This window comes from Anditalea andensis (assembly GCF_000714815.1).
Classification (GTDB): domain Bacteria; phylum Bacteroidota; class Bacteroidia; order Cytophagales; family Cyclobacteriaceae; genus Anditalea; species Anditalea andensis.
Genome location: NZ_JMIH01000021.1, coordinates 14128 through 39585 on the forward strand (window position 1 = coordinate 14128; position 25458 = coordinate 39585).

The window sequence follows — 25458 nt, forward strand, 5'->3', positions numbered from 1 at the left end:
CACCAATAAGACCATATTTATTTAAGCACCCTACTAAGAATTCCTTTAAATATATCTATATTTTTATCATTGGAATATTTCTGTGCTATATGGTGGACATTTTGTTTCAATACAATAATATCTTCGCGACTTAAATTATTTATTCTGTTTGCCAGATCCAACTCGTCAAATGTTTGAGATACTATACCTATCTTTTCTTTTAACACAATTTTTTTCATTTCGATAGAAGGGCCTATAGCTATCGCTAGACGTGCTTGTATGAATTCAAAAAATTTATTTGGAAGGGCATAAGTATAATTAAAATTTACGGGCTCAAGTAAGAATAAGCCTATGTCAAACTGATTAATAAATTTAGAAATTTCGGTAGTCACTACAGGTTCTAAAAATAGAATGTTCTTGCCTTCAGATAATTTCTGAAGTTCTTCATAATAAATTTGGTCCACTGGCATTAACATCAGGTTTAAACGAAACCGATCATCCAGGTAATCCATCATATGAATAATTTTTTCAATTTGGCGGCTGCGATTTGCTATTCCATGATGTATTAATTCGATTGTTTCTCCTACCTGACTAGGTGTAAGTTCGGGTTCATACTCAGGAGTATTGAGGACTACTTGAGGCTTTACATTGTATTCCTTTTCATAATCCTGCGCTATACCATCACATACTGTCAAGAATGAATCAGCAACTGGTATAAATTCGCTGCAAAGGTAATTGGCATATCCTTTATGAAACCACTTCCATGATCTTAGATCACTGAATTGCTTTGCATATTGCTCATGCGCATCAAAAACAAGTTTTATATCTGGCTCATTTTTTTTAAATTCAGCTGCCAGCGGCCAAGTTTCGGCATCATTAGCAACAATAAGATCGAACGTCGGATTAATTTTTAATAATTTGTCAAGATCTGTATGATGTAGAAATTCCCTGACCCTAATTTTATTTAATTTGAAAACCATGATGCCTAGTTTTAACACTCTAAATAATAGCTGCTTAGGTTTAGTCAGTTGGAAAAAAGGCAGATCGCCTTCATACGCAATACCACAAAGAAAGATGTCATATCCCTGATCCTCAAAAAAATCGATCTGCCTCAATACTCTAGGGTCAGTATCAATCTTAGAATAACTGATAATTAAAACTCTTTTCATTTATGTATCATATAATTTTGAAACCATCAGATGGTTCCAGCTTCCATCTCCTTTTATATGGGCTACCTGGGATTGAATAGGTAAATTTTCCGCGCCTTTTTGCAATATACCTTCTTTACTTAAAATCTCTCTTGCCGCTCTAATTTTTTCTTGCGTTTTTATATTATCCATCCAAGATTTTTGGGGGGGTTCAAATCCAATTTTATCCTTTCGCCATGATATTTCTTGCGGTACTAAGTCTTCAAAAGCAGCTCTCATAAGATATTTAGTCCAACCCTCTTTAATTTTATAATCTGAAGGTAAACTAAAAACAAATTCAACCAAATCATGTGATAAAAACGGCAACCGGACTTCTCTGCTATGGGCCATTGAATTTCTATCAGCATATCTTAATAATGTAGGTAGGCCAATACTAAATGTAGAGAAATGCAGATGGCTGTTTAAATGTCCGACATCTAATTTAAAGTTATTATGAGCATGCTTTTTATTTTCTTCAAAAAAATCTTTTGCCATCAGTGAAGTATTTTTCATCTTGTAAGACAAAATGCCTCTCCCTACCTTACTGACTAAATCAGGAAAATTTGATGCCATTGACTGCTTCCATCCAGGTTTGGATATTTTTGCATTTATACTATTCCCTTCATGCAATTTCATATAAGCAGCATATTCTCTTTTAAACTTACTTTCAGAGTGTTTTCTGATCTCATTAAAATAGGTGGAAAAATAAGGATGATATCCGGCCAGTATCTCATCAGCACCCTGTCCGTCCAACAATACGGTAACCCCATGCTTTTTGGCCAACTCATATACTTGATATTGCACTAAAATACTAGCAGAGCCAAATGGCTCTTCTTGATGATAACATATCTTATCAAAAACATTCTCTAAGTCCTCCATATTGCTGTACAACTCATGAGAATTAATACGGGTGCTTTCCCTTACTTTTTGTATAAAATACCCTTCATCTTTATAGAAATCTTTAAATCGAGCAGAAAATGTATTCTGAATTGAATCTGGATGGTTTTTTAGAAGATTATCAATCACACATACCACTAATGAACTATCTATGCCACCTGATAAGCTTGATCCAACTAAAACGTCTGACCTTAAACGTCTATTTACTGATTCATAAAACAATGTTCTGAATTTATCCTTTGCCTCATCTATTCCGATACTGTTATTTTGGTTCTTAGGATTAAGACCCCAATATTTTTTTATGATAAAGCCTGCATTTTTCCAGATCAAATAATGGCCCGGTGCAAGTTTTTTATATCCTTTATAAAAAGTTTGGGTGGGGTCAGCATGATTATCTACTAAATCATAATGAAGGTAATTAAAGATCATCTCAGGATCAGGAATTCTATCTACACCAACCGCTGAGAATTCCTTCATTTCCGAAGCAAAATAAAAAGCCCCCTGGAATTGCGTATAAAAAAAAGGCTTTTCTCCAAATCTATCCCTAGCACAAAAAACTTCACCTGTTTTATTATCATATAAGGAAAAAGCAAACATTCCGTCCAAATCTTCTAGACAGCTTTCCTTCTTATGGTCATACAAAGCCAAAAGCACTTCGGTATCTGAGTTACTTCTAAAAGAATAACCCTTTTTTATTAAATCTGCTTTTATTTCTAAATAATTATAAATTTCCCCATTAAAAGTGAGGGTATATCTGCCCATGTAGTGCATAGGTTGTGCTCCTGACTCTGATAAATCCAATATGGACAACCTTCGATGGCCAAATCCTACCTTGCCATCCTCACTTATCCAATGTCCAGATCCATCCGGTCCTCGATGAATAATGGAGTCGGTCATTCTAATTAGGTTTTCTTTATTTATCAGATTAGGATTTTCTGAAAGTATGCCTGCTATTCCGCACATGTTTATACAATTTAATTTTATATGTTTTTAATACATAGTATATATTATATACTATTGGTAAATGTTCTTACGTATTAAAACTATTTTATATGCTAAAAGAGTAAAATAGTAAGTGCATTGCATTTAACAGAGAATTTATAATAGTGGTCAATAGAAAATGTCCAAGCAACTAAGAAGTATATCTACAAACTATGGAATGAGTAAACTATTTGGATATTTTCTCCTGAATAAAAAATAGTTGAAATTATCTTTGAGGAACAGCAGAATTGAATTTCTTATAAAGGATAACTTTAATCTTAATAAGGTCTTCTTTATTTAGATAGAATACAATTGCACTTGTAATAGATAATAGAGCTAATTTAATCAGAATTGATAAAAAGAAATTATCATGCTTTAATATTATCGAAACAATTACACATACGACGAAACTTAATAGTACTAATATATTTTTTTTAAAATCATATGGAATAAAAAAATATTTTTGTGATTTACGAAACATATATAAAGGTATTATCAATTGTGCAAAACAAATAGCAAGTGCAGCACCTTCTTTGCCATAATAAGGAATCAATAAGAAATTCAATGAAATTAAGATAGCTGAAGATATTAAACTTATAGTACCTAAAGGGGCCGTTTTCTTAGCTATAGAAGCCCCTAACCCTGCTATGTTTGTTAATCCCATCAGAAAATAATTGAAAACCAAAATTCCTGCCACTAGAGAAGCTCCATAGTATAATGGTGTAGTTAAGATTATTAAAGCTTCATAAGCGAATAAAGAAATTATAGTACATAAAAAACCTATACCTAATACATAAAAAGTAAAAGCAGCAGCATAGATTTCTTTAGAATTTTTTTGATTTAAAATAGAAAACGAAAAGGGGGACCAGGCTTGTTGAAAGGCCATAGTGGCAATACCCGCTACGGCTGCAATACTTATCCCTATTTGAAACAAACCTACTTCATTCTTTGTGACATATTCATTTAAAAAGAAAACGCCAGAGAGATTTACAACCCAAAACCCTATACTTGCCGGTATAAATGGAAGGGCATAAGAAACCATTTCTTTGAATTTTTGTAAAGTAAACCATTTGGGGGAACCTATCCAGTATTTAATCAAATAGATAGCAAGTGGCAAAGTAAAAATAACTGAAGATAGCTGTGCATAATAAACTCCTACAATACCCCATTTTAATAATAGTACATATAATACATTAAAAAAAATTAAAGATAAAGCTTGAAATAAAGATAAGAAAACTGCGCTCTTTGGCTTACGTTCAAATCGTAGAATGTTAGTAGCTACAGATGGTAAGACTACAAATACTAGAGTTAAAGCAATGAGGCGAATGTATAGATAACTATCAGCATATTCGGGCAAAAACATTTGAGCCCAATAGTGAGCTGAAAAAAACAACAATATCGCAGAACCTAATGATAATACAAGATAAAACCAAAACCAAGTATTGATAATTTGCTTTCTATGGTGAAAAGATTCTGTATCATAAAACCACCTTGCAGTGGAATTATCCATTGCAAAAACAAGTAATATAGTTATAAATACATATCCATTGGCAAGTATACCTATTACGCCATAATCATCAGGGGTAAATATTCTAGTATATAGCGGGGTTAAAAAAAGAGATATAAATTTTGTTAAAACACCTGACAACCCATAAATAACACTGTCAGAGGCTAGATTTTTTAAACTGCTTTTTATATTCATTAAACAACAATCTCATATAAACCTTTATAAAATTCATTTAAAGCATTTTCATTAAATTTGTCTATAATAATTTTTTTGTTCAATGTAATTTGATCTGAAGACAAAGGGTTTAATAAGTCTTCTTCAGTTAATTCCTCTAAGTTATATACTACAATGCCCCATTGTTTAAACTGAAAATAAATAGAATTAGAAGGATTCAAAAATACTTTGACTCCTAAAAATATTAAGCCTAATACATTTCCAAAACCTTGTTGTACATTATTATTAAAAATAGCAAACCCCACTTGTGAAAGCATATTATAATACTCTTTTTTAGGTAAAAAATCCATTATCGGCTCAAACCTTGTTCCAAATATGGTGTTCCCTTTTGTACGAATTTCATTTATATAATCAAGATTACCATAGGAAAGAGGACATAGTATGATATGGTTGATTTTAAACTTTTTTATAATATCAAAAGCTTCTAGGTGATTACCCTCTGGTACACCTGAATGTCCTATCAATATTTTATTACCATTAACTTCTAAATCTTGTAATAGATCTCGATCAAATAGCTCATCGACAGAAAGAAATGCAAAAGGAATATGTACAAAATCTTGGCTGAATAGATTTCTTGCTTCTAATACATCTTTTTCAAAAGGACTTGCAATAAATTTTATTCTTTTGAAAGATTTCCTATGTAGGACCGTTCCTTCTCTTTTTAATAAGCCTTTTATAATCTCTTTAATTTTTTTATTAAATCTGTTATTATAAACATAGGTCAACTTATTTGTAATTGGTTGATATATAGGCTTTGAGTAAAATGGAGTATTATACAAATCTCCACTCCATAGTACCCATATTACCTTGTAAAAAGGTATTTTATTTTTTTCTAAAAAATATGCAGTAGATTCATTATGATAATGTATAATGATACGCTTAAATGAATTGGCTTGTTTTAAAGATAAATTTTTTACGTAATTACTGTTTGTAATAAATGAAAATTCTAAATATTTTCTACTACTTGCCAAACATACATATTGATTTATATTAGGAAGAAGAGCCTCACTTCTATCTATAATCCAATTAGAATAGGGTGAATCAGGTAAAAAAACAAGATTTTCTTTTTCAACCATTAATGATAAATCTAGTAACTTTATGTAAATCAGGCATTTCAAGATCGTAAAATAGTGGAAGGCGAATTAATGTTTCTGAATAATTATCAGAAAGTGGTAACTCTATTTTACCGGGGTGAAGTGCCATAGAAAAAGGACTCTTATGTAAGCTAAGATAATGAAACACTGCTAATATTCCATTTTCCTTTAGTTTTTTCAACATACGTTCTCTTAGTTGAACACTATTACATATGACATAAAACATATGGGCATTATTAGTGGCATAATTTGGAATTACAGGGAGTTTAACTCCTATTGATTCAGTATGGGGAGCCAATAACTCATAATAAGAATTCCAAAGATCTAATCTTTTTCGCTGAATATTTTCTATATTTTCCAATTGAGCCCATAAAAAAGCTGCAATAAGCTCGGAAGGCAAAAAAGAAGAGCCAACATCAACCCATCCATATTTGTCCACCTCCCCCCTAAAAAATGCTGCTCTATCAGTGCCTTTTTCCCATATGATCTCAGCTCTTTTAAAAAACCGCTCATCATTTATAGCTAACATCCCTCCTTCTCCTGAAATTATATTCTTTGTTTCATGAAATGAAAAAGCCGCTAGATGACCAATAGACCCTAAAGCTCTTTTTATGCCATCTTTGCCTATATAATAACTATCTATAGCTTGGGCAGCATCCTCTATCACAAATAATCCGTGTTTTTCAGCCAACATCATAATGCTGTCCATATCACAGGCAACTCCGGCATAATGAACTGGAACTATAGCTTTTGTTTTTGTTGTGATCAAGCTCTCAATAGAAGATTCATCAATTCCTGGATGATCTGGTCGACTATCTGCAAATACAATCTTTGCTCCTCTCAAAACAAAAGCATTGGCTGTAGAAACAAAAGTATAGGAAGGCATTATCACTTCATCTCCCGGCTGGATATTTATCAATATGGCAGCCATTTCCAATGCATCTGTACAGGAGGTGGTCAGTAGGCATTTTTTAAACCCAAAGGTGCTTTCAAAATAATCCTGACATTTTTTTGTATACTTACCATTTCCAGAAAGTTTACCGGAATTCACAGCATCATACATATAATGGGTTTCTTTTCCGGTCAGGTAAGGCTTATTAAAGGGAATTATCTTTTCCAAAAATGATAAATATTTACGATTTGACTTATTTTAAAATCTTGGCTTTGATAAAGCCGTATTGCAGGTTGATTATTCATTTGGGTAGTTACCTTAACCTTTATCACATCTAAAGATGATATTTGGGAAAGAACTTTTTTCAAAAGTTTTTTCCCATATCCCTGACCTCGGTAATTCTTATCAATTCCTACCAATACTATGTCCGCATATTGTTGGGCAACTACCGAATATCCAACAAAGCCTATCATGTCAGACGCTTTAGTAATGATACAGACCTGTGAATTACTATCTGTTACTAATTTTTCTGTCCACAGAGTGTACATTTTGCGGTATTCCCCATTACAGAAATTGTTATCAGTATTAAACCTGGAATGTAAACCACTTTGAAGACCTAAGTCCAATAATTTCTCATAATCATCAATATTGGAATCAAATGGTCTGATTGTAAAATCATGGCTTTCTTCTATAGTTTCAGTAAAGTAGTTATCTTTTTCAAGTACTACTTTTCTGTCCCTAAGATTAAAATTTTGCGTATTAATTTCGGAAGTTGAAAAGATATAGACAAGATCATAAGGTAAAACCTCCTCATAAAACTTCTCTTCTGACAGCTTATCCCCTTCAGAGAGGGTAAGTTTTCCTACTTCATATCCAAAGAAACTGGAGTCCCAATCTAATTTTTGAATTTTAGGTTCAACCATTTATCTTACATCGAAGGGATGGCTATTCAATTCGCCTTTTGCCAATGGATGATAGTCTCCCTTTAAGCCAATTGGTTCCATATGCCTAATGTTATGAACTATCTCAATAGAATTTCTAGCTTCTTCAAGTCCAAAGCCATGCCCATCTAATATATGTTTGTAACTATTTGTGTGGAGCTCTGTAAACCCATCACTGAATTCTATTTCTTGACCTTCCATAGTTAAAGATCTATATGTCCTTCCGCCTCTTTGCTTTACTGTATCAGGAAGCGTATCGACATTAATGCTTAAAAACCATCTAACCCGGGCTTTTTCTAATTGAAAATAACCGGAGGCTCGGTCATGAGTATGTATGTGCACTACATTTTCTTTAATACCTCCAAAAATCCAGGTAAGCATATCATAAAAATGGACACCAATATTGGTGGCTATACCACCTGATTTGCTAACATCACCTTTCCAAGAAGTATAATACCAATGACCCCTAGAGGTAATATAAGCCAGATCAATGTCGTATATTTTATCTTTAGGACCTTCATCTATTTGCTTCTTTAAAGCTATGATAGAAGGATGAAGCCTTAATTGTAAAATATTAAAAACTTGCTTTCCATGTTCTTTCTCCACTTCTTGAAGTGCATCAATATTCCATGGGTTTAATACCAAAGGCTTTTCACATATTACATTGGCTCCAACTCTTAAGCCAAATCGAATATGCGAATCATGCAGATAATTAGGAGAACATATACTTACATAATCTATTTTGTTTTCACCTCTTTTTAACTTTTCGATATGCCTGTCGAATCTTTCAAATTCAGTAAAAAAATCAGCATTTGGAAAATGACTGTCCATCACTCCCACACTGTCAAACTTATCATATGCTGCCAGAAGAGTATTATCAGTATCCTTTATAGCTTTCATATGCCTAGGAGCAATATATCCGGCAGCTCCAATTAATGCAAAATTTTTCATTTTATAATTTTCTTACTTGTTGATTTTCTAAAATATATTTTTCGTTGCTTTCCTTACAATAAGCTATTCCATCTTCATCAAATTGCAGTCTTATACCATATTCACTCATCCATCCTATTTGTTTGGCAGGATTCCCCACCATCAAAGCGTAGGCAGACACCTTCTTAGTTATAACCGATCCGGCTCCGATAAAAGCAAATGTACCAATATCGTGTCCACAGACGATAGTAGCATTGGCACCTATAGTGGCACCTTTTCCAACATGTGTTTTAGCGTACTCCCCTCTACGGTTAATAGCACTTCTAGGATTAATTACATTTGTAAATACCATTGAGGGCCCTAAAAACACATCATCCTCACAAACAACCCCAGTATATATTGAAACGTTATTTTGTACTTTTACATTGTTTCCTAAAACTACTTCAGGTGATACTACTACATTTTGACCAAAATTGCAATTTCTTCCAATTTTACAATTGGGCATTATATGGGAAAAATGCCAAATTTTGGTTCCTTCCCCTATTTCACAGCCTTCATCAATTACAGCTGTAGGATGTGCAAAGTAATTATTCATTGAAAAAGTTTTTAATATTTTCTATTATATAATCCTGATCTTCGATTTTCATCTCTGTATGAATGGGCAATGAAAGCACCTGCGTACATAAATCCTCTGCTATTGGAAAATCCCCCTTTTTATATCCGAAAGTCTGATATGCTGTTTGTAAATGAAGGGGGACAGGATAATAAACCATAGAAGGCACGCCCTTCTCCTGAAGGTAAGCTTTCAAATCATCCCTTTTACCATTTTTAATTTGCACAGTATATTGATGGAATACGTGCGTAGAATTTTTTACCCTTATAGGTGTTTGAATTTGTTTATGACCTAAAAAGGCTTCATCATACTTATCAGCTACACTATTCCGTGCCTCGGAATACTTATTTAAATGCTTTAATTTAACCCTAAGAATGGCTGCCTGAAGTGTATCTAATCTAGAATTTACTCCAATACTATCATGATAATATTTCTTGCTTTGACCATGGTTAGCGATCATTTGAAGTTTTGCAGCCAATTCTGAATCGTTGGTAAATATTGCACCACCATCACCAAAACATCCAAGATTTTTGGAAGGGAAAAAAGAAGTCGTCCCTACATTTCCCATAGTACCTGCTTTAGCTACCTTTCCATCAGAAAAAGTATAATCGGCACCAATAGCCTGTGCAGTATCTTCTATCACTTTGAGTCCATGCTTAGTGGCGAATTTTAAAATCGCTTCCATATTGGAACATTGGCCATATAGGTGTACGGGTACTATACCTACAGTTTTGGACGTAAGATAATTTTCAAGCAGTTCACTTTCCAACTCATAAGTATCAGGGGTAACATCTATAAAAACCGGTTTTAATCCCAGCAAGGCAATTACCTCTACTGTGGCCACGTAGGTGAAAGTAGGCACTATCACTTCATCCCCAGGTTTAAAGTCAAGGGCCATCATGGCTATTTGTAAAGCATCGGTGCCATTGGCGCAAGGGATAACATGTGCTACTTGATTATATTCGGCCAATTCTTGTGCAAATGCCCTGACCTGGGGACCATTGATGAAAGCAGTAGTATCTATAACTTCTTGAATTCCTAGGTCTATTTCTTCTTTGATTTTATCATATTGGGACCTAAGGTCCACCATTTGTATTTTACTCATACTTTTAAATCGACTTATAAAAGAATTCTTTAATTATTAATATTAGGACAATTACCATTCCAACAAATAAGCCTAGAAAAATTGATATTATCAGGATTAATGGAGTATTCGGTGAAGCTTTACCCAATGGAACCGCGGCCGGTTCAAAAGTGGTAAATATAGGCGTATCTTTTTTTAATTGTATTCTAGTTTGCTCAACTTCTTGCTTTAGCGTATTATACACATTAAACGATATATTAAACTCTGCTTGAAGAAACTCTTCTCGGGTCCTGGCCCTTTGAGAGATCATACCTTGATTAGCATCCCTAAATGAGGCTAAGGTTAATTGGGATTGTTTAAAGTTCTGCTCTGCTTCTTTGGTTCTATCTTCAATGAACTCTAAATTATTTCTTTGCTTTTCTGTTTTATAGTTGGTAGCATACACAATCAATTTATCCAATACTATATTATTTAATTTTGCAGAAATCAGGGGCTCAGGAGATTTGACCCTCAAAGTCATAAAGCGCTTATCAATATCTATTGATATCCTTTTTCGTAATTGGCTGATCACATATTCATCAGAAGAAGAAACGCGAAGGAAATTCTCCTCATTATTTCCCTGTACATCTTCTATAGTACTTTCCTGAGAAACTGAGAAAATATTCCATAGCCTTGAAGGAATACTAAATACTAAACCAAAAAATTTTGAAAAAATATTTCCTGGTCTCTCTTGCAAATAATATTCCTTAATAGTCATGTTTTTACCCATTGTTTCAAAGAAAAATTCTTCGGATAACAACGGATTCAAAAAGGATCTGCTTTTAACCAAATCAGGATACATTTCAAGAGAGAAGGTTGTTTTTTGGGTATTGTTCATAGGAAGATTAATACCCGCCATTCCTGCAAGTCCACCGAGCTGACCTAAACCACCCATACCTTCTTCTGTCTCTGAAATAGTAATCGCCGAAGATTCAAATTCTACAGGTGAAGTTAAGGCCAATAAAATTCCTCCAAATAAAAATGCTAATAAAGTGAATAACAAAATCCTCTTTTTAGCTAAAACCATCTTAATCAAGTTCATATAACTGATTGATTCAGTGGTATTAAAATGTTTCTGGTCCTCCATCAAATTTTAAAATTTGCTGTTTCAGTAATGTTAGTTAGAGTTAATTATTTGAGAAACAATCAATGCCATTGTTGCTAAACTAGTCCCAATGGTAACCCAAACTTGAGGAGGAATTGCCTGTCTTTGGGGCTTTTCAGGTACAATTATTTCTGCACCCGGTTCTATCTTAGGATGTAATTTAATACCTAGAAAAGATTTTGTTCTTTGTACATCCCCGTTAGCATAGACTACATATGAGCGCGATCTTCTGGAATCTTCAGTATATCCACCTGCCCTGGATATATAATTTCGAAATCCTCTACTATCATCATACCTAGCTGTAGTAGGATATAGGACTTCGCCCCGCATCCTTACGGTCTGTAATTGTTTAGGAATACTTAAAATATCTCCTTCTTGAAGGATTAAATCAAATTTAGAACCTGGATTCTGAATGATCTTTTCCAGTTCAATACCAATTAATTCTGTTTCTCTCAGCGTGAGTTTCACCGAACCAGTATCAGCACCTGCTAATGCCGCAAATCTATCTTCGAGTAATTCATCTCCTCCAGAAGTATTTCTTCTTTCTTCTTGCTTTTCCAGCTCTTCAGATAATACTTTAATTCTTCTTTCTATCCTTTTTTGTAGTTCTACCTCAGTTTCCGAATTCTCGACATTATCGCCACGGTCAATATGATCAAGTAAACTTCTAAGATTTTTTAATTTTCTTTCCTCTTCTTGTAGCTGCTGATAAAATTCGGTTCTTCTAATTAAAGTAGCACCTTTTGGATAAGCAAATTGGTTCAAACCACCAGCTCGGACCAGAATATCGGATATTCTCTCATCAGCATTACCTAAAGCAAAATCACCTGGATAAAAAACTTCTCCTTCTACATTAACCATTTTTTCTCTCTGAAATCCTGGGCTTTTTCTTATGAAAACATGATCAAAAGGCATTAAAAATATTTGAGCATCATCAGGCCTCAGCTGTAGTTCTGGATCTATTTCAATGGTAATGATTTCTGCTATCTTTCCACTAGGTTCATTTTTTACCCTTCGGGCAATTTCTATAAATGAATTGGTAGCCGATTCTTTAAAGCCTCGAGACTTTACTATCAAATCACCCACAGTCATATTTTCAGCAAATTGATAGACTCCAGTTCTATTGACTTCTCCTGAAACTTGTATATAGTATTCTTCCTTTATATCGTAGATACTCGCAATATTTAAGATATCTTCTCTATTCAATGTAATATCTCCTATAGTACCATCTAAAACATGTTCTAAATCTATAGATATGATCTCTTGCTCAAAATTTAATTTTGTTCTGTATAAGGTAGCCCTATTTGTAAAAGCATCTCCTCTTAATCCACCTGCCTTCTCTATAAGCTCACTAATGGTTAAACCTTCCGTGAGTGCAAATTCTCCTGGCCTGTAAACGGCTCCACTTACCTGAACCCTATTTTCATAACGTTCTAATATTTCTCCGACTTTAAAAACATCTCCATCCTGCGGATTGAATGTCGCATAAAAGTCCTGTCCAATATCATCTACCTTCAGTGCTGCCCCTGTCGATCGTCTTACAGTTATCCTATTCTGGAATGCCCTATCAGAAAATCCACCCGCATATTGAATCAAATCTTCTATGGTTTCATTTTGCTTTAGCTCAAATAATCCCGGCCGTCTTACCGGTCCATCTATCTCCACTCTAGCTCTTATCGGCTGGACGATAACAACATCATTGTCCCTTAGCATCAAATTAGTCTGTTGTCCTCCCCGCACGATAAAATCATATATATCTACTTCTCCCACTAGTTTGCTGTCTCGGTAAACCTGAACATGTCTAAACGATCCATTTTCATTAGGACCACCAGCGGCAAACAAAGCATTAAATACTGATGCAAAAGAAGGTAGTGTATAAGTTCCTGGTTTTCTTAATTCTCCTACCATGGATACTTGTATGGTTCTTATATCACCCAACCTTAATTGTAAAAATGTATTAGGATTTGCTCCTCTCAATCCAGAATAAATATTGCTTAGGGATGATTGTATTCTCGAAGTGGCCGCCTCAATAGTCAATCCTCCCACAGGTACCGGTCCTACATTGGGTATAAAAATCCTGCCTTCAGGATTTACCTGAAGTTCATAGGTTTGCTGAGAAGCTCCATACACATCTATGATCAACTGATCATTTGCTCCTACCACATAATTTAGTGGTGTAGGTATATTCATATTAGGATTGAAATTCAGTTCTCTATTATGAAATAAAGTATATCCAAATATTTTTTTCTGTCTAGGGGTCAGGTCGTAATAAGGATCAGATCTTCTTAAAGAATCAAACATCACCTGAAAATCGTCCACTTCTCCCTGTACTCTTCTACCTTCGCGCTCGTTTGTTTGGCTGTCATTTCTTTGTTGCTGGGATTGATGTCCTCTTCTACCAGATCGAAGCTCCTGTATCCGTTGATTCAATTTAGCAACCTCTTGCTGAGGCATTCCGCGTTCTTGAGCCATTTGTGGAATCTGTTGTGCAGATACACCTTGTTGCTCTGCACGTCTGATTAACTGCTCTATCTGAGCGTCAGAAAGATTATCAACTTTTATATTTTGGATATCTTGTAATGATTGGGCATATGCTGCAACATTACAAATGAAAATACTAAAGATAATTATTAGGTAAATTCTCATAAATCAATGAGTAATGCTGAAATAGATTTTATCGAATAATTCTTGCAAACGATAAAAATTAAATATTTGATATATTGATTACTATATTTAGGATAAAAGCATAGCTTCGCCACTTCAGTCCCAATTAAATCCTTAAGAAAACAAGAGTTCTGATGTAGTAATATGAATAAAATTGCTTTTATAAAATCCGTGCAAATTTAGGAATACTTCTTTAAAAAGAAAGATGAATGAAGCTTTAATTACAACTCAAAAATATCCATAATAAAATCCAATATATCGATTTGGAAAGCCGAAAGTTACCCTTTCGAAACCCACTATAATAGCATCCAAATTCTTTAATATTAAAAATTCAAAAATGGTAAATAGGCTTATTTCTTACCTTATATTTTTGTAAAATATAACAAAACCCCTCAGCTTATCTATTTCTTACAATATTATAGCAAGCTTACATCATAATACCATATCGGTTTTTTCATTATATTTGAATTTATCTTATGCCATTATTTATTATTATCTAATGAATTATATTAGAACCCTATTCAAGTCTTTGCTCATAATTTCTCATTTACCCCTCCTATATTCATGTCAAAATGAATCTATGGAAGAACTGGTAATTTATTCCAATGACTTTTCTACAAATGAGCTGAGAAATATCATATCAAAGGAAGGGATACAAGAATTTAATGGTGAGGCTGTTCTTGGGTTTTTTAATAATGATTCTTTTGATTTAAACTTATTCGATTTGCCTTCACATAATATGGTCCGCATAAACATAGACCTATATATACACGACTCCTGGGAAGGCAACAGTCGAGGGGAAAATGGACCAGATGTTTGGAAAATGCTCGTAGAGGATGAATTGATCGTTAGTACATCATTTTCCAATTCAATCTGTGAACCGAGTTTTTGCCTGTACCAATCTTATCCGGAAAATGGGTTAAGGCAATTTGAACCTAAAACCGGGGCCATCATTTCCGATCTGCCAGGCCGCTGTCTGTATAAAGATGAGAATGGTTGGACATCTAAATATAAGATCAGCAAAATAGTCCCACATCATAATAGTACCTTAATCATAAAATGCTTTGATGAACTCATACAGCTAAATGAGAGTGATCCCAAATGTGATGAAAGTTGGTCCGTAAGCAAGATTGAGGTAAGTTTATTGAATATCAGATGAAATTCTTACATATTAATCCATCTACATCATTTACTTTCATTAAATCTATCCCGATATGAAGTCCTTACTATATGAAATCATCTAAAATTTGTCAGTTAATATACTTATTTATCATAGCTGAACTTATGTTCAGTTCCTGTCAGGAGAGGCTATTAGATGAAATGGTGGTGTATTCAAATGATTTTTCGTCTTTAGATCTTACATCAATAAATTCTGATCAAGGACTGGTTAGTTATAATGGACGAAACGTACTCGGATTTTTTAATAATGAAGGGTTTACATTGACATTAAATGAATTGCCTCCACATAATATGGTCAAAATAAATGTGGAACTCTATATCCATAATTTTTGGAACGGAAATAGTCCTGGTGTAGAAGGGCCTGATATTTGGAAAATGGAAGTAGATGAGGAGATCATTGTCAATACTACCTTTGCCAATACAACCTGTGCCTCTACTTACTGTCAATACCAATCTTTTCCGGAAAATACAATCAGGAATTTTCCTCCCAAAACAGGTGCTGACAAGATTGATTTGCCCGGTCTATTTGATCAGGCAAATAATAATGGTTTGACCAGTAAATATACGATTACCAAAATTATAAACCATGGTGATAAATCTATTCTGCTTAAATGCTATGATGAACTGCGCCAAGAAAATGTACCAGTGCCTCGTGAAGATGAGAGTTGGTCAGTAGGGGAAATAATAGTCAGTGTTCTAAATGTTCGATAGGTAGTAATATGGTAGGTGGTATGGCTTATTTTCAGGCATTTATTTTATCTACATTCTTCTTTTAAAGGGCTACGATTTGACCAAAATCGATTTGAAAAATCCTATGTATTTCTTTACATTGATCTTAGGGTTATATCTTTCGATAACAAACATTCGGCTATTATCAGAAATTCTATCTAACAATGCTCTATTTTGGTATTGTCGAATAATGGCAGCTGCCCAAGCTTCTACCGTATTTTCTACCAAAAACCCATTCTTTCCCTCTTGGATTTACCGGTTTAAGGGAGTGACATCCGATACCAGAACAGGCAGTCCTAAAGCCATTGATTCAATTATACTTTTACATAATCCCTCATAATCACAGGCATGCACTAATAAATCGCTATTTAGCAATACCTGCCAGAGTTCCTGTTGCTTATTAAAAAATGGTAGAAATGTTATACACTCATCCATACCTAAATCATTAACTCTAGACTGAATAGCTTCTTTCTTCATCCCATCACCTATAAAAGTCAAATGTACCCTGTAACCTTTAAGTATAATCGCCAATGCCTCAACCAATAAATCTTGTCTTTTCTGATAATCACTAAACCTTCCCACCATTACTATGTTGAGACGATTACCTGACAGAGAGCGTCTCGTCCATTTCACTTTTTGTGCAGAAGGAGAAACTCCAATATCTAAGGTCAATTTAGGTTTGGCTGTGACAGTTATGTCAAATTCTTTAATATACTGTCCATATAACTGTTCTATTCCAGAGGAAATAAATTTAAAGCATCGACTTGATTAAAGGCTGTTTCATAATAGGATGCCAACGCAGGATTTCTATAAATCTCTTCCACCCATTTCAAACCTGCCATTCGCAAAACGATTTTAAAATTAAATTGGGATTTCAGGGCAAATAAACTTTCCAAAATAGCCGTTTCATAAAAACAATGTACAATATCATAATCATGTATGCCCGCTAATTTTTAAATAGCTGGTTTAAAACAACTATACAAATATTGATTGTAAAGCTTTTTACCACGGGTTAATTTAAACAGGCATTTTAATGCCAGCCTACCTGTCCAGCTCGGTACTATCACGGTAATATTCATACCATTGAAGTCGAATTCTCTTTTAATAACTTTTTGGAGAGATAGATTAATGGTAATGTAATGAACGATATGTCCTTCTTTAACTAAATGCTCACCCAGTAACTTTAAAGAAGTTTCTGCACCTCCCACTATCTGATTTTGAAAAACATTATTTTGAGTAGCAATTAAAATTTTCATGTTTGCAGAAATACTTTTTAAAATAAATAAAGCCCTTAAAATAAATTATTTATATACTGCCTATTACTATGTGGTAAATTTTGACTTTCGGATATTAGGTTCTTTTTTAATTATACAAATTCTAGTAAGGCAGCCTACGACACTGTAAATCAGCTGTAATCATAAAAAGGTATGGTGGTGAAACAAATTAATTTTTTCTCACTTCATAGAATAAGAATGGATACCAAACATCCTCATTAGTTTCAGTACTTTAGAAAACTTTCGCAATGATAAGAAAATAATAAAGGAAACTCCATATTTAATACTGTATAATACATTTTGCTTTCTCAATAAAGATCATTAATAATAAGGAGCAATAGCACTTAGGCATTTCTAAAATCCTTCTGAAATAAATAATTCCACATGGTATAAAACTGCCATTAGTTGTAATGCATTACCTATATAACAACCACCAGAAAAAATTGCTTTAAAGAGAGCCCTAAAATTTATTGTCGTGAATCTTGTTTTCCTAAAAGTAGTAATATCACCTCCATAGCTCTTTCTATACTTAATATATATTTAAGAAAAAAAATCCTTGATTTGAGGGCAAAAGTAGTAGATGGATCTTTTTTTTGTAGGTAATTCCAATTATGTATAGAAGGAATGATATCTCGTAAAATCATTTTTACGATTGCTTTCTTATCCTTTTTTATTTGAGCATATTTCCCTCCTGCTATTCTTTTGGCTTTCTTCCTTAAAGCTGAGTAGTTACTTCGAGTAGGATGTCTAACTACTAAATCTGGGTAATAACCTATATTAAACCCCATCTTGGTAGCCCGGAGGTTCCATTCATGGTCACCTCCTGACTTCAGATTTTCATTAAATAAACCCACTTGATCAAAAAGGTCTTTCCGAACTATTAGATTTGCCGTAACTGATGAACCATTTTTAACATTTTCTATTTGATCGAATCCAAATATTAATTCATACTGATCGTATAAACTCGGCTTCAAACTTTCAAAATATAACTTAACAGGTCCTGTAATGCGGTCATGATTTAAACTATTCATTTGATCCAAAGCCTTGGCTAACCAATGAACATCGGGTATACAATCAGAATCCGTAAAGGCTAAAATCCTTCCTTTAGCATGCTTTACGCCTTTATTTCGAGCGGCATATGAGCCTGGTTTGGTCTCCCTCATTACTGATATGTTAAGAGGAAATTCATGTATTTTTGGAGGAATACAGTCGTTTGGATCATTATTGACAATTATTATTTCAAAGTTATCATAAATGATTCATGGCAGCCTATCACCGGCAATGCGTTTCGAAAAATTTTTCAGGTGGTTCAATTGCGGCTAAAAAGTGCTCCTATAGTTGCGTTTTTATATATTTGCATTCTTACTACCTGCTCATTATTCAGATAAGGTTTATTTTTTGTAAAATGAACATAATAAATCATTAATTTTACCTGGTTTATATTTTGATATACAAAAGTATTAACCTTAGTATATAAGAATTAATTGGTCAATAAAGCATTTCTAACCTACTTTGGGATCAAAGAAAAAGGAATGATTTCCGTTTAAAATTCATGAAAAAAATATTATTTTTAATTATTATATTAAGCACATTAAAAGCTAATAGTCAATCACTTCCTGTAGGTTTCCCCGTTCTTGAGGAGGGTATTCGCAGAGCCCAATTATTAGGGAATTTAGATTCTACCGTATCCTTTACAGTCCGCCCTGTTTACCCAACCAAACTATCCGAGACCTTCAATCCATATACTATACAAATAATGGGGGGAGATAGCCTATCTGGAAAAGATATGCTAGTTAGATTCTGGAAAGGGCATGGAAAAATTCAGCTATTACCTGTACAGTTACATACAGAATTCAACACCCATCACCCTTATCCCCAGGTAAATGGCCCTATGGTCCAAAACAGGGGTTTTCAGACTTTTGCCAGTATAGGGGCATATGCAGAATTAGGACCTCTGACCATTCAGTTCCAGCCAGAACATATTTGGGCCCAAAATAAAGATTATGCCTATGGCAATAGTAAAAGTATCTATACAGAGTATTTGGAAAGGTATGGTCATGCGGGTTATAACACCCTATTGATGGGACAAAGCAGTATACGGCTAAATCTTGGGGCTTTTTCGGCAGGAGTATCGAATGAAAATATTTGGTGGGGACCCGGTCAATATAATAGTCTGCTATTTTCAAACAATGCTTTTGGTTTTCAACACCTCACCCTGAATACCAGAAAACCTGCTAAAACATTTCTTGGCTCCTTTGAAGGGCAATTCATTATGGGGAGATTAGAGGGATCTGAATTTCCTGAACTGACTCAGCATAATTTAACCGATGACTGGAGGTATATTAACGGTATCAATATTTCCTATCAACCCAAATGGATTCCAGGTTTGTTTGTTGGCCTGAATAGAGTTTTTCAGCAATATGATAGGGATAGGACCAATTCACTTGGAGACTGGTTTCCGATCTTTGAAGTTTTTACTAAAGAGTCACTTTTTGAGGATGGCAACACCGTGGAATATGATGAAAGAGCCCAAGACCAACAGGTCACTATTTTCGGAAGATATGTCATACCAAAAGCTAAAGCGGAATTATATTTTGAATATGGAAAAAGGGATCATTCTGTTAACTGGCGTGAATTTTTTATCAATCCTGATCATGCCAGAGCATTCTTAATGGGTTTCAGTAAACTCTTTTCAATAGAAAACAATGCCTTTATCCAGGTGAGAGGAGAAATGCTGCAGCAACAAGAATCCATCAATATGCTGATCCGATATCCCGGAACGGGGGGAGATAGCAATTGGGGTGGCCACTACCAAGTACGCCATGGTTTCACCCACCGTGGCCAGATGCTCGGCCCTGGTGTAGGGCCTAGCAGCAATGTGCAAACCATAGAAACCGCATGGGTAAAGGGCACCAAAAAGCTAGGTATCCGGCTCGACAGGTTAAACAGGCACCAGGATATCTATGTCAAACAATTTAATGATACGACCTCTCAGGGCAGATGGGTGGATTTAAATCTGGGGCTACTGGCCGACTGGCAGTTTGACAGACTTTTGCTGAGTTCCCAACTGTACTTTATCAATTCTCTCAACTACCAGTGGCAGCTTCACCCCAATAGTACACCGGACTTTCCTAAAGGACATGATGTATTTAATGTACAGGGGCAGATACGGGCCGCTTATTTATTTTAAATTCGCTATCTATTTAGCCCATAGCTATAAATTATGAAACATATTAAAAACGGATCAGTCAATATGAAAAAGGTTTTATATATATTTTTATTATTACTGCTATCCAGCGCTGTAGATCTGCTAGCACAGACCGTTCCTCTCGGTACACCCTTGATGGAAGAATACCTACGGCGACAGCAGCTGATCGGAAGCTTGGATCCAAATGTTTCCTTTAATATCCGGCCGCTCTATCCCGCTGTGGCCTTTAACCTTAAAAATGGTCTGGATCTCGACAGCACGTTTACAGATATAGCCAATTCTGAATTCCATAGCCTGATCGGTGACAAAGGAAAGGTCATGATGATGCCAATCTCTGTGCGCACCCAATACAATTCCAATTATGCATATGGCAGCAACGATGGCCCGATGATTCCCAATAGAGGATTGCAGACGCATTTTAGTATGGGCTTATATGTAGAATATGGCAAATTCAGTGTACAGTTTCAGCCGGACTTTATCCAAGCCCAAAACAAGCAGTATCAGGGATTTCCTGAAGAACACTGGGGAAGTACTTGGCTGGAATATTATGAATATCTGAATATGATCGACCGCCCGGAAAGGTTTGGCACTGGATCTTACACTAATTTTTACCTTGGTCAGTCCAGTATACGATATAGTACAGAGCATATATCAGTAGGCATCTCTTCAGAAAGCCTATGGTGGGGACCTGCAAAAAGAAACAGTTTACTGATGAGCAACAATGCACCTGGTTTTCTTCACCTTACTTTAAATACCAGAAAGCCTATAGAAAGCCCCATCGGATCTTTTGAGGGTCAGCTCATCGCCGGAAGGCTGGATGCTTCTGGTTTTCCCCCTCCCAATCACCTTCATTCTGTACAGTACCAGATGCTCCACCACCCTAAGCGTGACAAAGATTGGCGCTATCTGGCAGGAGTGGTTCTCAGCTATCAGCCCAAGTGGGTACAGGGATTGTCTTTAGGATACAGCAGTGTGTCGCAGATGTATCATAATGACATGACAACTTTTGGGGATTACCTGCCTATCTTCAATGGTAACAAGCGTAACCCTGCAGTCAGCAGCGGTGCTGATAACGTGAGGAACCAGCTGAGCAGTGGCTTTTTCCGCTGGGTAATGCCAAACGGGCATTTTGAATTTTATGGTGAATATGGGAGCAATGGAAACAGTAAACGTTTTAGGGAATTTATTGTGAACCCTGACGAAAACAGGGCCTATACCCTTGGCTTTGTCAATCTTATCCCATTAAAAGACAAGCAATTCCTTCAGGTCCATATGGAAATGACCCATACTGGACAGACGGTAAGACGGGGCATCAGAAATATGAACAGCTGGTATACCCACTCCCATGTTAGGCATGGCTATACCCATCAGGGTCAGGTAATCGGTGCCGGTATAGGTTCAGGAAGTAACGTGCTTTTTGGTGAGATCAGCTGGGTCAGGGAATTTAACCGACTGGGTTTTCAATTGGAAAGAATAGAAAACAACAATGATTTTTATTATAAAAGATTTGAAATTATCCTGGACTGGCGGAGAAAGTATGTGGACATAGTACCCGCTTTGGTAGCGGACTGGAAAATAGATAATTTTCTAATATCTTCTAAGTTGCAGTATGTCAACTCACTAAATTACATGTGGTACTTGGAAGAAGATCCTAATAATTATTTAGCACCGGGCATGGACCGGAAAAACTTTGTGGCCAATATAGGGGTGGCGTATATATTTAGGTAATGGTATAAAAAATCAACCGAAACACTGAAGCTAGCCTAATCTATACTTTAATTTACACTCATCCTGTAGACAGAGCGCGTCATATAGGATGCTTACTTTATATGATGAAATATTATGAAATGGTACATTCTCCTTGTCTCATTTCTATGTGATTCAACCTCATCCGTAAATATGAGGCATATTAGGGATACAATGGGTGGAAAATAATCTAAAAGTATCCGAACGGATAAAAGAAAGATGGGGCCAACAGGATAGAGCTTTTAAATTTCATGGTCAAACCATCTATATGGATATGATACCGATGTTTCAACTGTTTCCAGCCCAACATGGAGGGCCTACTATTAATTTGTACGCCGGAGCTGGTATAGGTATAGTGCATATAAACAACCATCAATATAGGAAGGTGGCTCAAGAAGTGGCAGAAAAGCAGGCGACCGTGACGAGTGCATACATTCCCATAAGAGCTGCTATAGGAAAGAAATTAAATGGTACCATAGAGCTGCTATTAGAAGGTTCATTTTTGGGTACCTTTACAGATCAATTGGATGGTCATGTAGGTAAAAAATATATTAAAAACGATCACTTGATTCAGGCACAGGTCGCGGTAAAAAAACTTTTTTAATAGGGTCAATATGTAGGATTATTCAGCAGGGAATTTACCATTTTAAAAGTAAAAAATTTTCTTATTTTAATCTGAATACCCATAGGATAGTCATCCAAATGATTTGAGCCACGATGTCCGTCGATGTCATCATCAAAAGTAAACAATAAGGAGCCTTCCAAAGAAAGGTCCCATAAGGGCCTGAACCTGTAAGAAATACCAGCTCTAAGCGGAATATAGGGGATAAACTTATTATTTTCCCGACGGATGGAAGTGCTCTCCACCATCATATCGTTAGTAGAAAATATGGCCATACCTCCTATACCTGTACTCGCATATAGATTTAATCTGCGACGGTGGACGGTTTCTCTAAATCTGAATAAGCGGAAAACCGGAGCCACATCAAAATAGTAAAGTTGTCCCCTAAAATCATATGCATTCCCTTCATCTCCCAGCTGCATCTTTCTATCCATGGAAGCATCCAAGTTTCCCTCCATCCCTTGAAAACCTAATGTAGTCCTTAGGGAAAAGGGAGCGTTAATGTTTTTGGTAAGGGAAAGAGAAGCCGCCGGAGTTAAAGCAAAACCTATTCTACGAATAGATCCGGCATTATCTGCATACATCCACCCCGGGCCGACACCGGCCTCTATGCTCCAGGGTCTTTCCATCGTCTCATAATTAAAATTTTGGGCTATGGCTGGACGTAAACTGTAAAAAAGGACAGTCAGGGTAAAAAGTATAATGGTAAAATTTTTCATGGGTTCAGGATAAATCCTTTAAAACCAATCAAACTTAAAGCCAAAAATCAAAAGGGAAACGTGGACATCATTTCATAGCAATAGAAGTTTTTATAAAGATCAATGGATATAGAAGGTTTATATTTATACTGCTTATTGGTCTACATCCATATATATGTATTTTATCCTCAGGTTTGAAGGAAATTTTTTGAATGGCCAAGTCAAAAAGCTGGTACAAATAAATCATTTGGACATATCCACCTATTTTCTCCCCAAAACTACTGAGAGGTAGATTCGGGGAGAAACATTGTTATAGTTAATACCCAGGATTCTGATCAGCCAGTTCGATACCAGGGTTGAGGTCAATTTCTCGCTGTGGAATTGGTAGCAGGACCTCATGATTTTGTACATTACCGGCCAGAACGGGGTAGTAAACCTGGAAATGATTTCTCATTACATCCAGCAAAATGCCCCATCTGACCAGGTCATATCGTCTTATCCCTTCGAAAGCCAGCTCTTTTCTTCTTTCCTGTCTTACCGCCTGTCTAAATGCATCCTGAGCTAGACCGGGTGCTATATCTGGCAACCCGGCCCTTCTACGTACTTGGTTGATCATATCATAAGCGGTAGGGGAAGGGCTTCCTTCTGCTTCATTGGCAGCTTCAGCATACATCAGCAATACATCCGCATACCGTATAATGGGATAATTAAGATTGCCTCTCGGAGGGGCCGACTCCTGAAATTTACCTATATAGGGTGCAGGAATACAGGGAGCGGGAAAACCCATACAGGAAGCCCGTGGATCGTAAAAGTTAGTACCGCCGTTAGCCAAAGGCAGCTCCAAGAGAAATGCAGTTCCAAATCTGATGTCATTAGGATCAAAGGCACTAACAATATCGAAAGTGGGTTCGTTAACTCCATTACCATTTCCAGTAATAGAATTTATACCCCTGGGCTGGAAAAATTCCTGGATAGTACTTCCTACACCCTGCAAGGCACTAAACTGAACTGAAAATAAGTGCTCTGGGCTGTTTTGGTTCTCCAGCTGAAAAACATCTCTATAAGCGTTTAGTAGTCGGTGATGACCTGAATCAATCACCTCTTTTGCTTTGTCCCTTGCCAAAGCCCAATAAGGAGAGCCTGGATTGTCCCCAGCTCTGGTCAAGTAAACCCTGGCCAAAAGAGCTTTGGCAGAAGAGCGGGTTACCTGGCCTTCAAGGTTCTGTGATGCGGGCAGGTTTTCTGCAGCCAATAAATCTGGAATAATGACTTCATCATATATCCTGTTTACATCCACCCTCGGACTGGCTACATCATTTATATTTAATGTTTCTTCCACCTTTAACGGCACCGCCCCATACAGTTGGACCAGATCAAAATATAAAAATGCCCTGAGAAATTTAGCCTGGTTGATGATATTTTCTTTTTGGCTGTCATTCATGGAGATAGCCGGTACACGGCTGATTACAGCATTGGCCCTATTTATAGTTATGTAGGAATTTTCATATCGGTCCCTTACTATACCATTATTTGGATCTACCGTAAATTCATCCATCTGTATCCTATCCTGATTTCCTCTAAACTCCCCTGTGAAGGTATCATCAGACCCCATATCCCCTATCAGATAATGCTGGGAATACATGCTTCCCATTCTCAGTCCTGCATACACACCCACAAGGGCGGCTTCTGCATCCGAGGCCGTGTTATAAAAGTTTTCCGGGGCGATAAAGCTGAATACTTCTTCCTGTAATGGATCCTCACATGCACTTATCAGTGTGAGTAGTGATAGAATAATCCCTATATATATATATTTAATTTTCATTTTCTGTCTGTTTTTATGATCAGGTTATGTTAT

21 protein-coding genes are annotated in these 25458 nt (G+C 35.7%); 5 read left to right on the forward strand and 16 right to left on the reverse strand.

All coding sequences use genetic code 11. The features are described 5' to 3' along the window. Positions 1-17 precede the first annotated feature (17 nt). The 11 genes from EL17_RS11910 to EL17_RS11960 form a co-directional block, all read right to left on the reverse strand. A complete protein-coding gene (locus tag EL17_RS11910) occupies positions 18-1148 on the reverse strand; it encodes a glycosyltransferase (RefSeq protein ID WP_035074254.1) in 1131 nt (376 codons plus the stop codon). Continuing rightward, positions 1149-3026, reverse strand: coding sequence for an asparagine synthase (glutamine-hydrolyzing) (gene asnB / locus EL17_RS11915; protein ID WP_035074256.1), 1878 nt, complete (start codon positions 3024-3026; stop codon positions 1149-1151). Positions 3027-3270: 244 nt separating this feature from the next. Continuing rightward, the gene (locus EL17_RS11920; RefSeq protein ID WP_035074257.1) at positions 3271-4746 is read right to left on the reverse strand and encodes a lipopolysaccharide biosynthesis protein; all 1476 of its coding nucleotides are present in this window, start codon (positions 4744-4746) and stop codon (positions 3271-3273) included. Further along, complete coding sequence (locus tag EL17_RS11925) at positions 4746-5861, reverse strand: TDP-N-acetylfucosamine:lipid II N-acetylfucosaminyltransferase (RefSeq protein WP_035074259.1); 1116 nt, start codon at positions 5859-5861, stop codon at positions 4746-4748. The genes EL17_RS11920 and EL17_RS11925 overlap by 1 nt, the downstream gene beginning before the upstream one ends. After that, positions 5854-6990 (reverse strand): dTDP-4-amino-4,6-dideoxygalactose transaminase, encoded by a 1137-nt coding sequence (rffA, locus tag EL17_RS11930; protein WP_035074612.1) that lies wholly within the window; start codon positions 6988-6990, stop codon positions 5854-5856. The genes EL17_RS11925 and rffA overlap by 8 nt, the downstream gene beginning before the upstream one ends. Beyond that, complete coding sequence (locus EL17_RS11935) at positions 6987-7694, reverse strand: GNAT family N-acetyltransferase (RefSeq protein WP_035074261.1); 708 nt, start codon at positions 7692-7694, stop codon at positions 6987-6989. The genes rffA and EL17_RS11935 overlap by 4 nt, the downstream gene beginning before the upstream one ends. Further along, positions 7695-8663: a Gfo/Idh/MocA family protein gene (locus tag EL17_RS11940; RefSeq protein WP_035074263.1), complete on the reverse strand. Its 969-nt coding sequence runs from the start codon at positions 8661-8663 to the stop codon at positions 7695-7697. A gap of 1 nt (position 8664) precedes the next feature. Next, complete coding sequence (locus tag EL17_RS11945; RefSeq protein WP_035074265.1) at positions 8665-9237, reverse strand: acyltransferase; 573 nt, start codon at positions 9235-9237, stop codon at positions 8665-8667. Continuing rightward, a complete protein-coding gene (locus EL17_RS11950) occupies positions 9230-10360 on the reverse strand; it encodes a DegT/DnrJ/EryC1/StrS family aminotransferase (RefSeq protein WP_035074267.1) in 1131 nt (376 codons plus the stop codon). Before EL17_RS11950 ends, EL17_RS11945 begins: the two co-directional genes overlap by 8 nt. Positions 10361-10364: 4 nt before the next feature. Then, positions 10365-11420 carry a Wzz/FepE/Etk N-terminal domain-containing protein gene (locus EL17_RS11955; RefSeq protein WP_164675074.1) on the reverse strand — a complete coding sequence of 352 codons (1056 nt, stop codon included), beginning with the start codon at positions 11418-11420 and terminating at the stop codon, positions 10365-10367. A 75-nt stretch (positions 11421-11495) separates the two neighbouring features. After that, positions 11496-14129, reverse strand: a complete 2634-nt coding sequence (locus tag EL17_RS11960; RefSeq protein ID WP_035074271.1) for an SLBB domain-containing protein — start codon at positions 14127-14129, stop codon at positions 11496-11498. Positions 14130-14727: 598 nt separating this feature from the next. On the opposite strand from EL17_RS11960, the gene EL17_RS11965 reads away from it, so the two are divergent. Together EL17_RS11965 and EL17_RS11970 are read left to right on the forward strand one after the other, a co-directional pair. Then, complete coding sequence (locus EL17_RS11965; RefSeq protein ID WP_051719968.1) at positions 14728-15306, forward strand: hypothetical protein; 579 nt, start codon at positions 14728-14730, stop codon at positions 15304-15306. Between the two features lie 71 nt (positions 15307-15377). After that, the gene (locus tag EL17_RS11970) at positions 15378-16037 is read left to right on the forward strand and encodes a hypothetical protein (protein ID WP_035074275.1); all 660 of its coding nucleotides are present in this window, start codon (positions 15378-15380) and stop codon (positions 16035-16037) included. Positions 16038-16307: 270 nt separating this feature from the next. Here the strand turns inward: EL17_RS11970 and EL17_RS11975 are convergent, their stop codons facing one another. The 3 genes from EL17_RS11975 to EL17_RS11985 form a co-directional block, all read right to left on the reverse strand. After that, the gene (locus EL17_RS11975; RefSeq protein WP_394332164.1) at positions 16308-16802 is read right to left on the reverse strand and encodes a glycosyltransferase; all 495 of its coding nucleotides are present in this window, start codon (positions 16800-16802) and stop codon (positions 16308-16310) included. A 206-nt stretch (positions 16803-17008) separates the two neighbouring features. Then, the gene (locus EL17_RS11980) at positions 17009-17311 is read right to left on the reverse strand and encodes a hypothetical protein (protein ID WP_035074279.1); all 303 of its coding nucleotides are present in this window, start codon (positions 17309-17311) and stop codon (positions 17009-17011) included. Positions 17312-17796: 485 nt separating this feature from the next. Next, positions 17797-18588, reverse strand: coding sequence for a glycosyltransferase family 2 protein (locus EL17_RS11985; RefSeq protein ID WP_084166204.1), 792 nt, complete (start codon positions 18586-18588; stop codon positions 17797-17799). A gap of 293 nt (positions 18589-18881) precedes the next feature. Between EL17_RS11985 and EL17_RS11990 the strand changes: the two genes are divergently transcribed. From EL17_RS11990 to EL17_RS12000, 3 genes are all read left to right on the forward strand, one after another. Then, positions 18882-20519, forward strand: a complete 1638-nt coding sequence (locus EL17_RS11990) for a capsule assembly Wzi family protein (protein WP_035074281.1) — start codon at positions 18882-18884, stop codon at positions 20517-20519. A 33-nt stretch (positions 20520-20552) separates the two neighbouring features. Continuing rightward, positions 20553-22265, forward strand: a complete 1713-nt coding sequence (locus tag EL17_RS11995) for a capsule assembly Wzi family protein (RefSeq protein WP_240485986.1) — start codon at positions 20553-20555, stop codon at positions 22263-22265. A 196-nt stretch (positions 22266-22461) separates the two neighbouring features. Next, the gene (locus EL17_RS12000) at positions 22462-22887 is read left to right on the forward strand and encodes a hypothetical protein (RefSeq protein WP_035074282.1); all 426 of its coding nucleotides are present in this window, start codon (positions 22462-22464) and stop codon (positions 22885-22887) included. Between the two features lie 5 nt (positions 22888-22892). Here the strand turns inward: EL17_RS12000 and EL17_RS12005 are convergent, their stop codons facing one another. Together EL17_RS12005 and EL17_RS12010 are read right to left on the reverse strand one after the other, a co-directional pair. Beyond that, positions 22893-23624: a DUF6089 family protein gene (locus tag EL17_RS12005; RefSeq protein ID WP_035074283.1), complete on the reverse strand. Its 732-nt coding sequence runs from the start codon at positions 23622-23624 to the stop codon at positions 22893-22895. A 295-nt stretch (positions 23625-23919) separates the two neighbouring features. Next, positions 23920-25425, reverse strand: coding sequence for a RagB/SusD family nutrient uptake outer membrane protein (locus EL17_RS12010; protein ID WP_035074284.1), 1506 nt, complete (start codon positions 25423-25425; stop codon positions 23920-23922). Between the last annotated feature and the right edge of the window lie 33 nt (positions 25426-25458).

Bases quoted from the DNA above. Each gene is read 5' to 3' on its own strand.
- EL17_RS11910 (WP_035074254.1), bottom strand. From the start codon at position 1,148: ATGAAAAGAGTTTTAATTATCAGTTATTCTAAGATTGATACTGACCCT.
- asnB (WP_035074256.1), bottom strand. From the start codon at position 3,026: ATGTGCGGAATAGCAGGCATACTTTCAGAAAATCCTAATCTGATAAAT.
- EL17_RS11920 (WP_035074257.1), bottom strand. From the start codon at position 4,746: ATGAATATAAAAAGCAGTTTAAAAAATCTAGCCTCTGACAGTGTTATT.
- EL17_RS11925 (WP_035074259.1), bottom strand. From the start codon at position 5,861: ATGGTTGAAAAAGAAAATCTTGTTTTTTTACCTGATTCACCCTATTCT.
- EL17_RS11935 (WP_035074261.1), bottom strand. From the start codon at position 7,694: ATGGTTGAACCTAAAATTCAAAAATTAGATTGGGACTCCAGTTTCTTT.
- EL17_RS11940 (WP_035074263.1), bottom strand. From the start codon at position 8,663: ATGAAAAATTTTGCATTAATTGGAGCTGCCGGATATATTGCTCCTAGG.
- EL17_RS11945 (WP_035074265.1), bottom strand. From the start codon at position 9,237: ATGAATAATTACTTTGCACATCCTACAGCTGTAATTGATGAAGGCTGT.
- EL17_RS11950 (WP_035074267.1), bottom strand. From the start codon at position 10,360: ATGAGTAAAATACAAATGGTGGACCTTAGGTCCCAATATGATAAAATC.
- EL17_RS11955 (WP_164675074.1), bottom strand. From the start codon at position 11,420: ATGAACTTGATTAAGATGGTTTTAGCTAAAAAGAGGATTTTGTTATTC.
- EL17_RS11960 (WP_035074271.1), bottom strand. From the start codon at position 14,129: ATGAGAATTTACCTAATAATTATCTTTAGTATTTTCATTTGTAATGTT.
- EL17_RS11965 (WP_051719968.1), top strand. From the start codon at position 14,728: ATGGAAGAACTGGTAATTTATTCCAATGACTTTTCTACAAATGAGCTG.
- EL17_RS11970 (WP_035074275.1), top strand. From the start codon at position 15,378: ATGAAATCATCTAAAATTTGTCAGTTAATATACTTATTTATCATAGCT.
- EL17_RS11980 (WP_035074279.1), bottom strand. From the start codon at position 17,311: ATGAAAATTTTAATTGCTACTCAAAATAATGTTTTTCAAAATCAGATA.
- EL17_RS11990 (WP_035074281.1), top strand. From the start codon at position 18,882: ATGAAAAAAATATTATTTTTAATTATTATATTAAGCACATTAAAAGCT.
- EL17_RS11995 (WP_240485986.1), top strand. From the start codon at position 20,553: ATGAAACATATTAAAAACGGATCAGTCAATATGAAAAAGGTTTTATAT.
- EL17_RS12005 (WP_035074283.1), bottom strand. From the start codon at position 23,624: ATGAAAAATTTTACCATTATACTTTTTACCCTGACTGTCCTTTTTTAC.
- EL17_RS12010 (WP_035074284.1), bottom strand. From the start codon at position 25,425: ATGAAAATTAAATATATATATATAGGGATTATTCTATCACTACTCACA.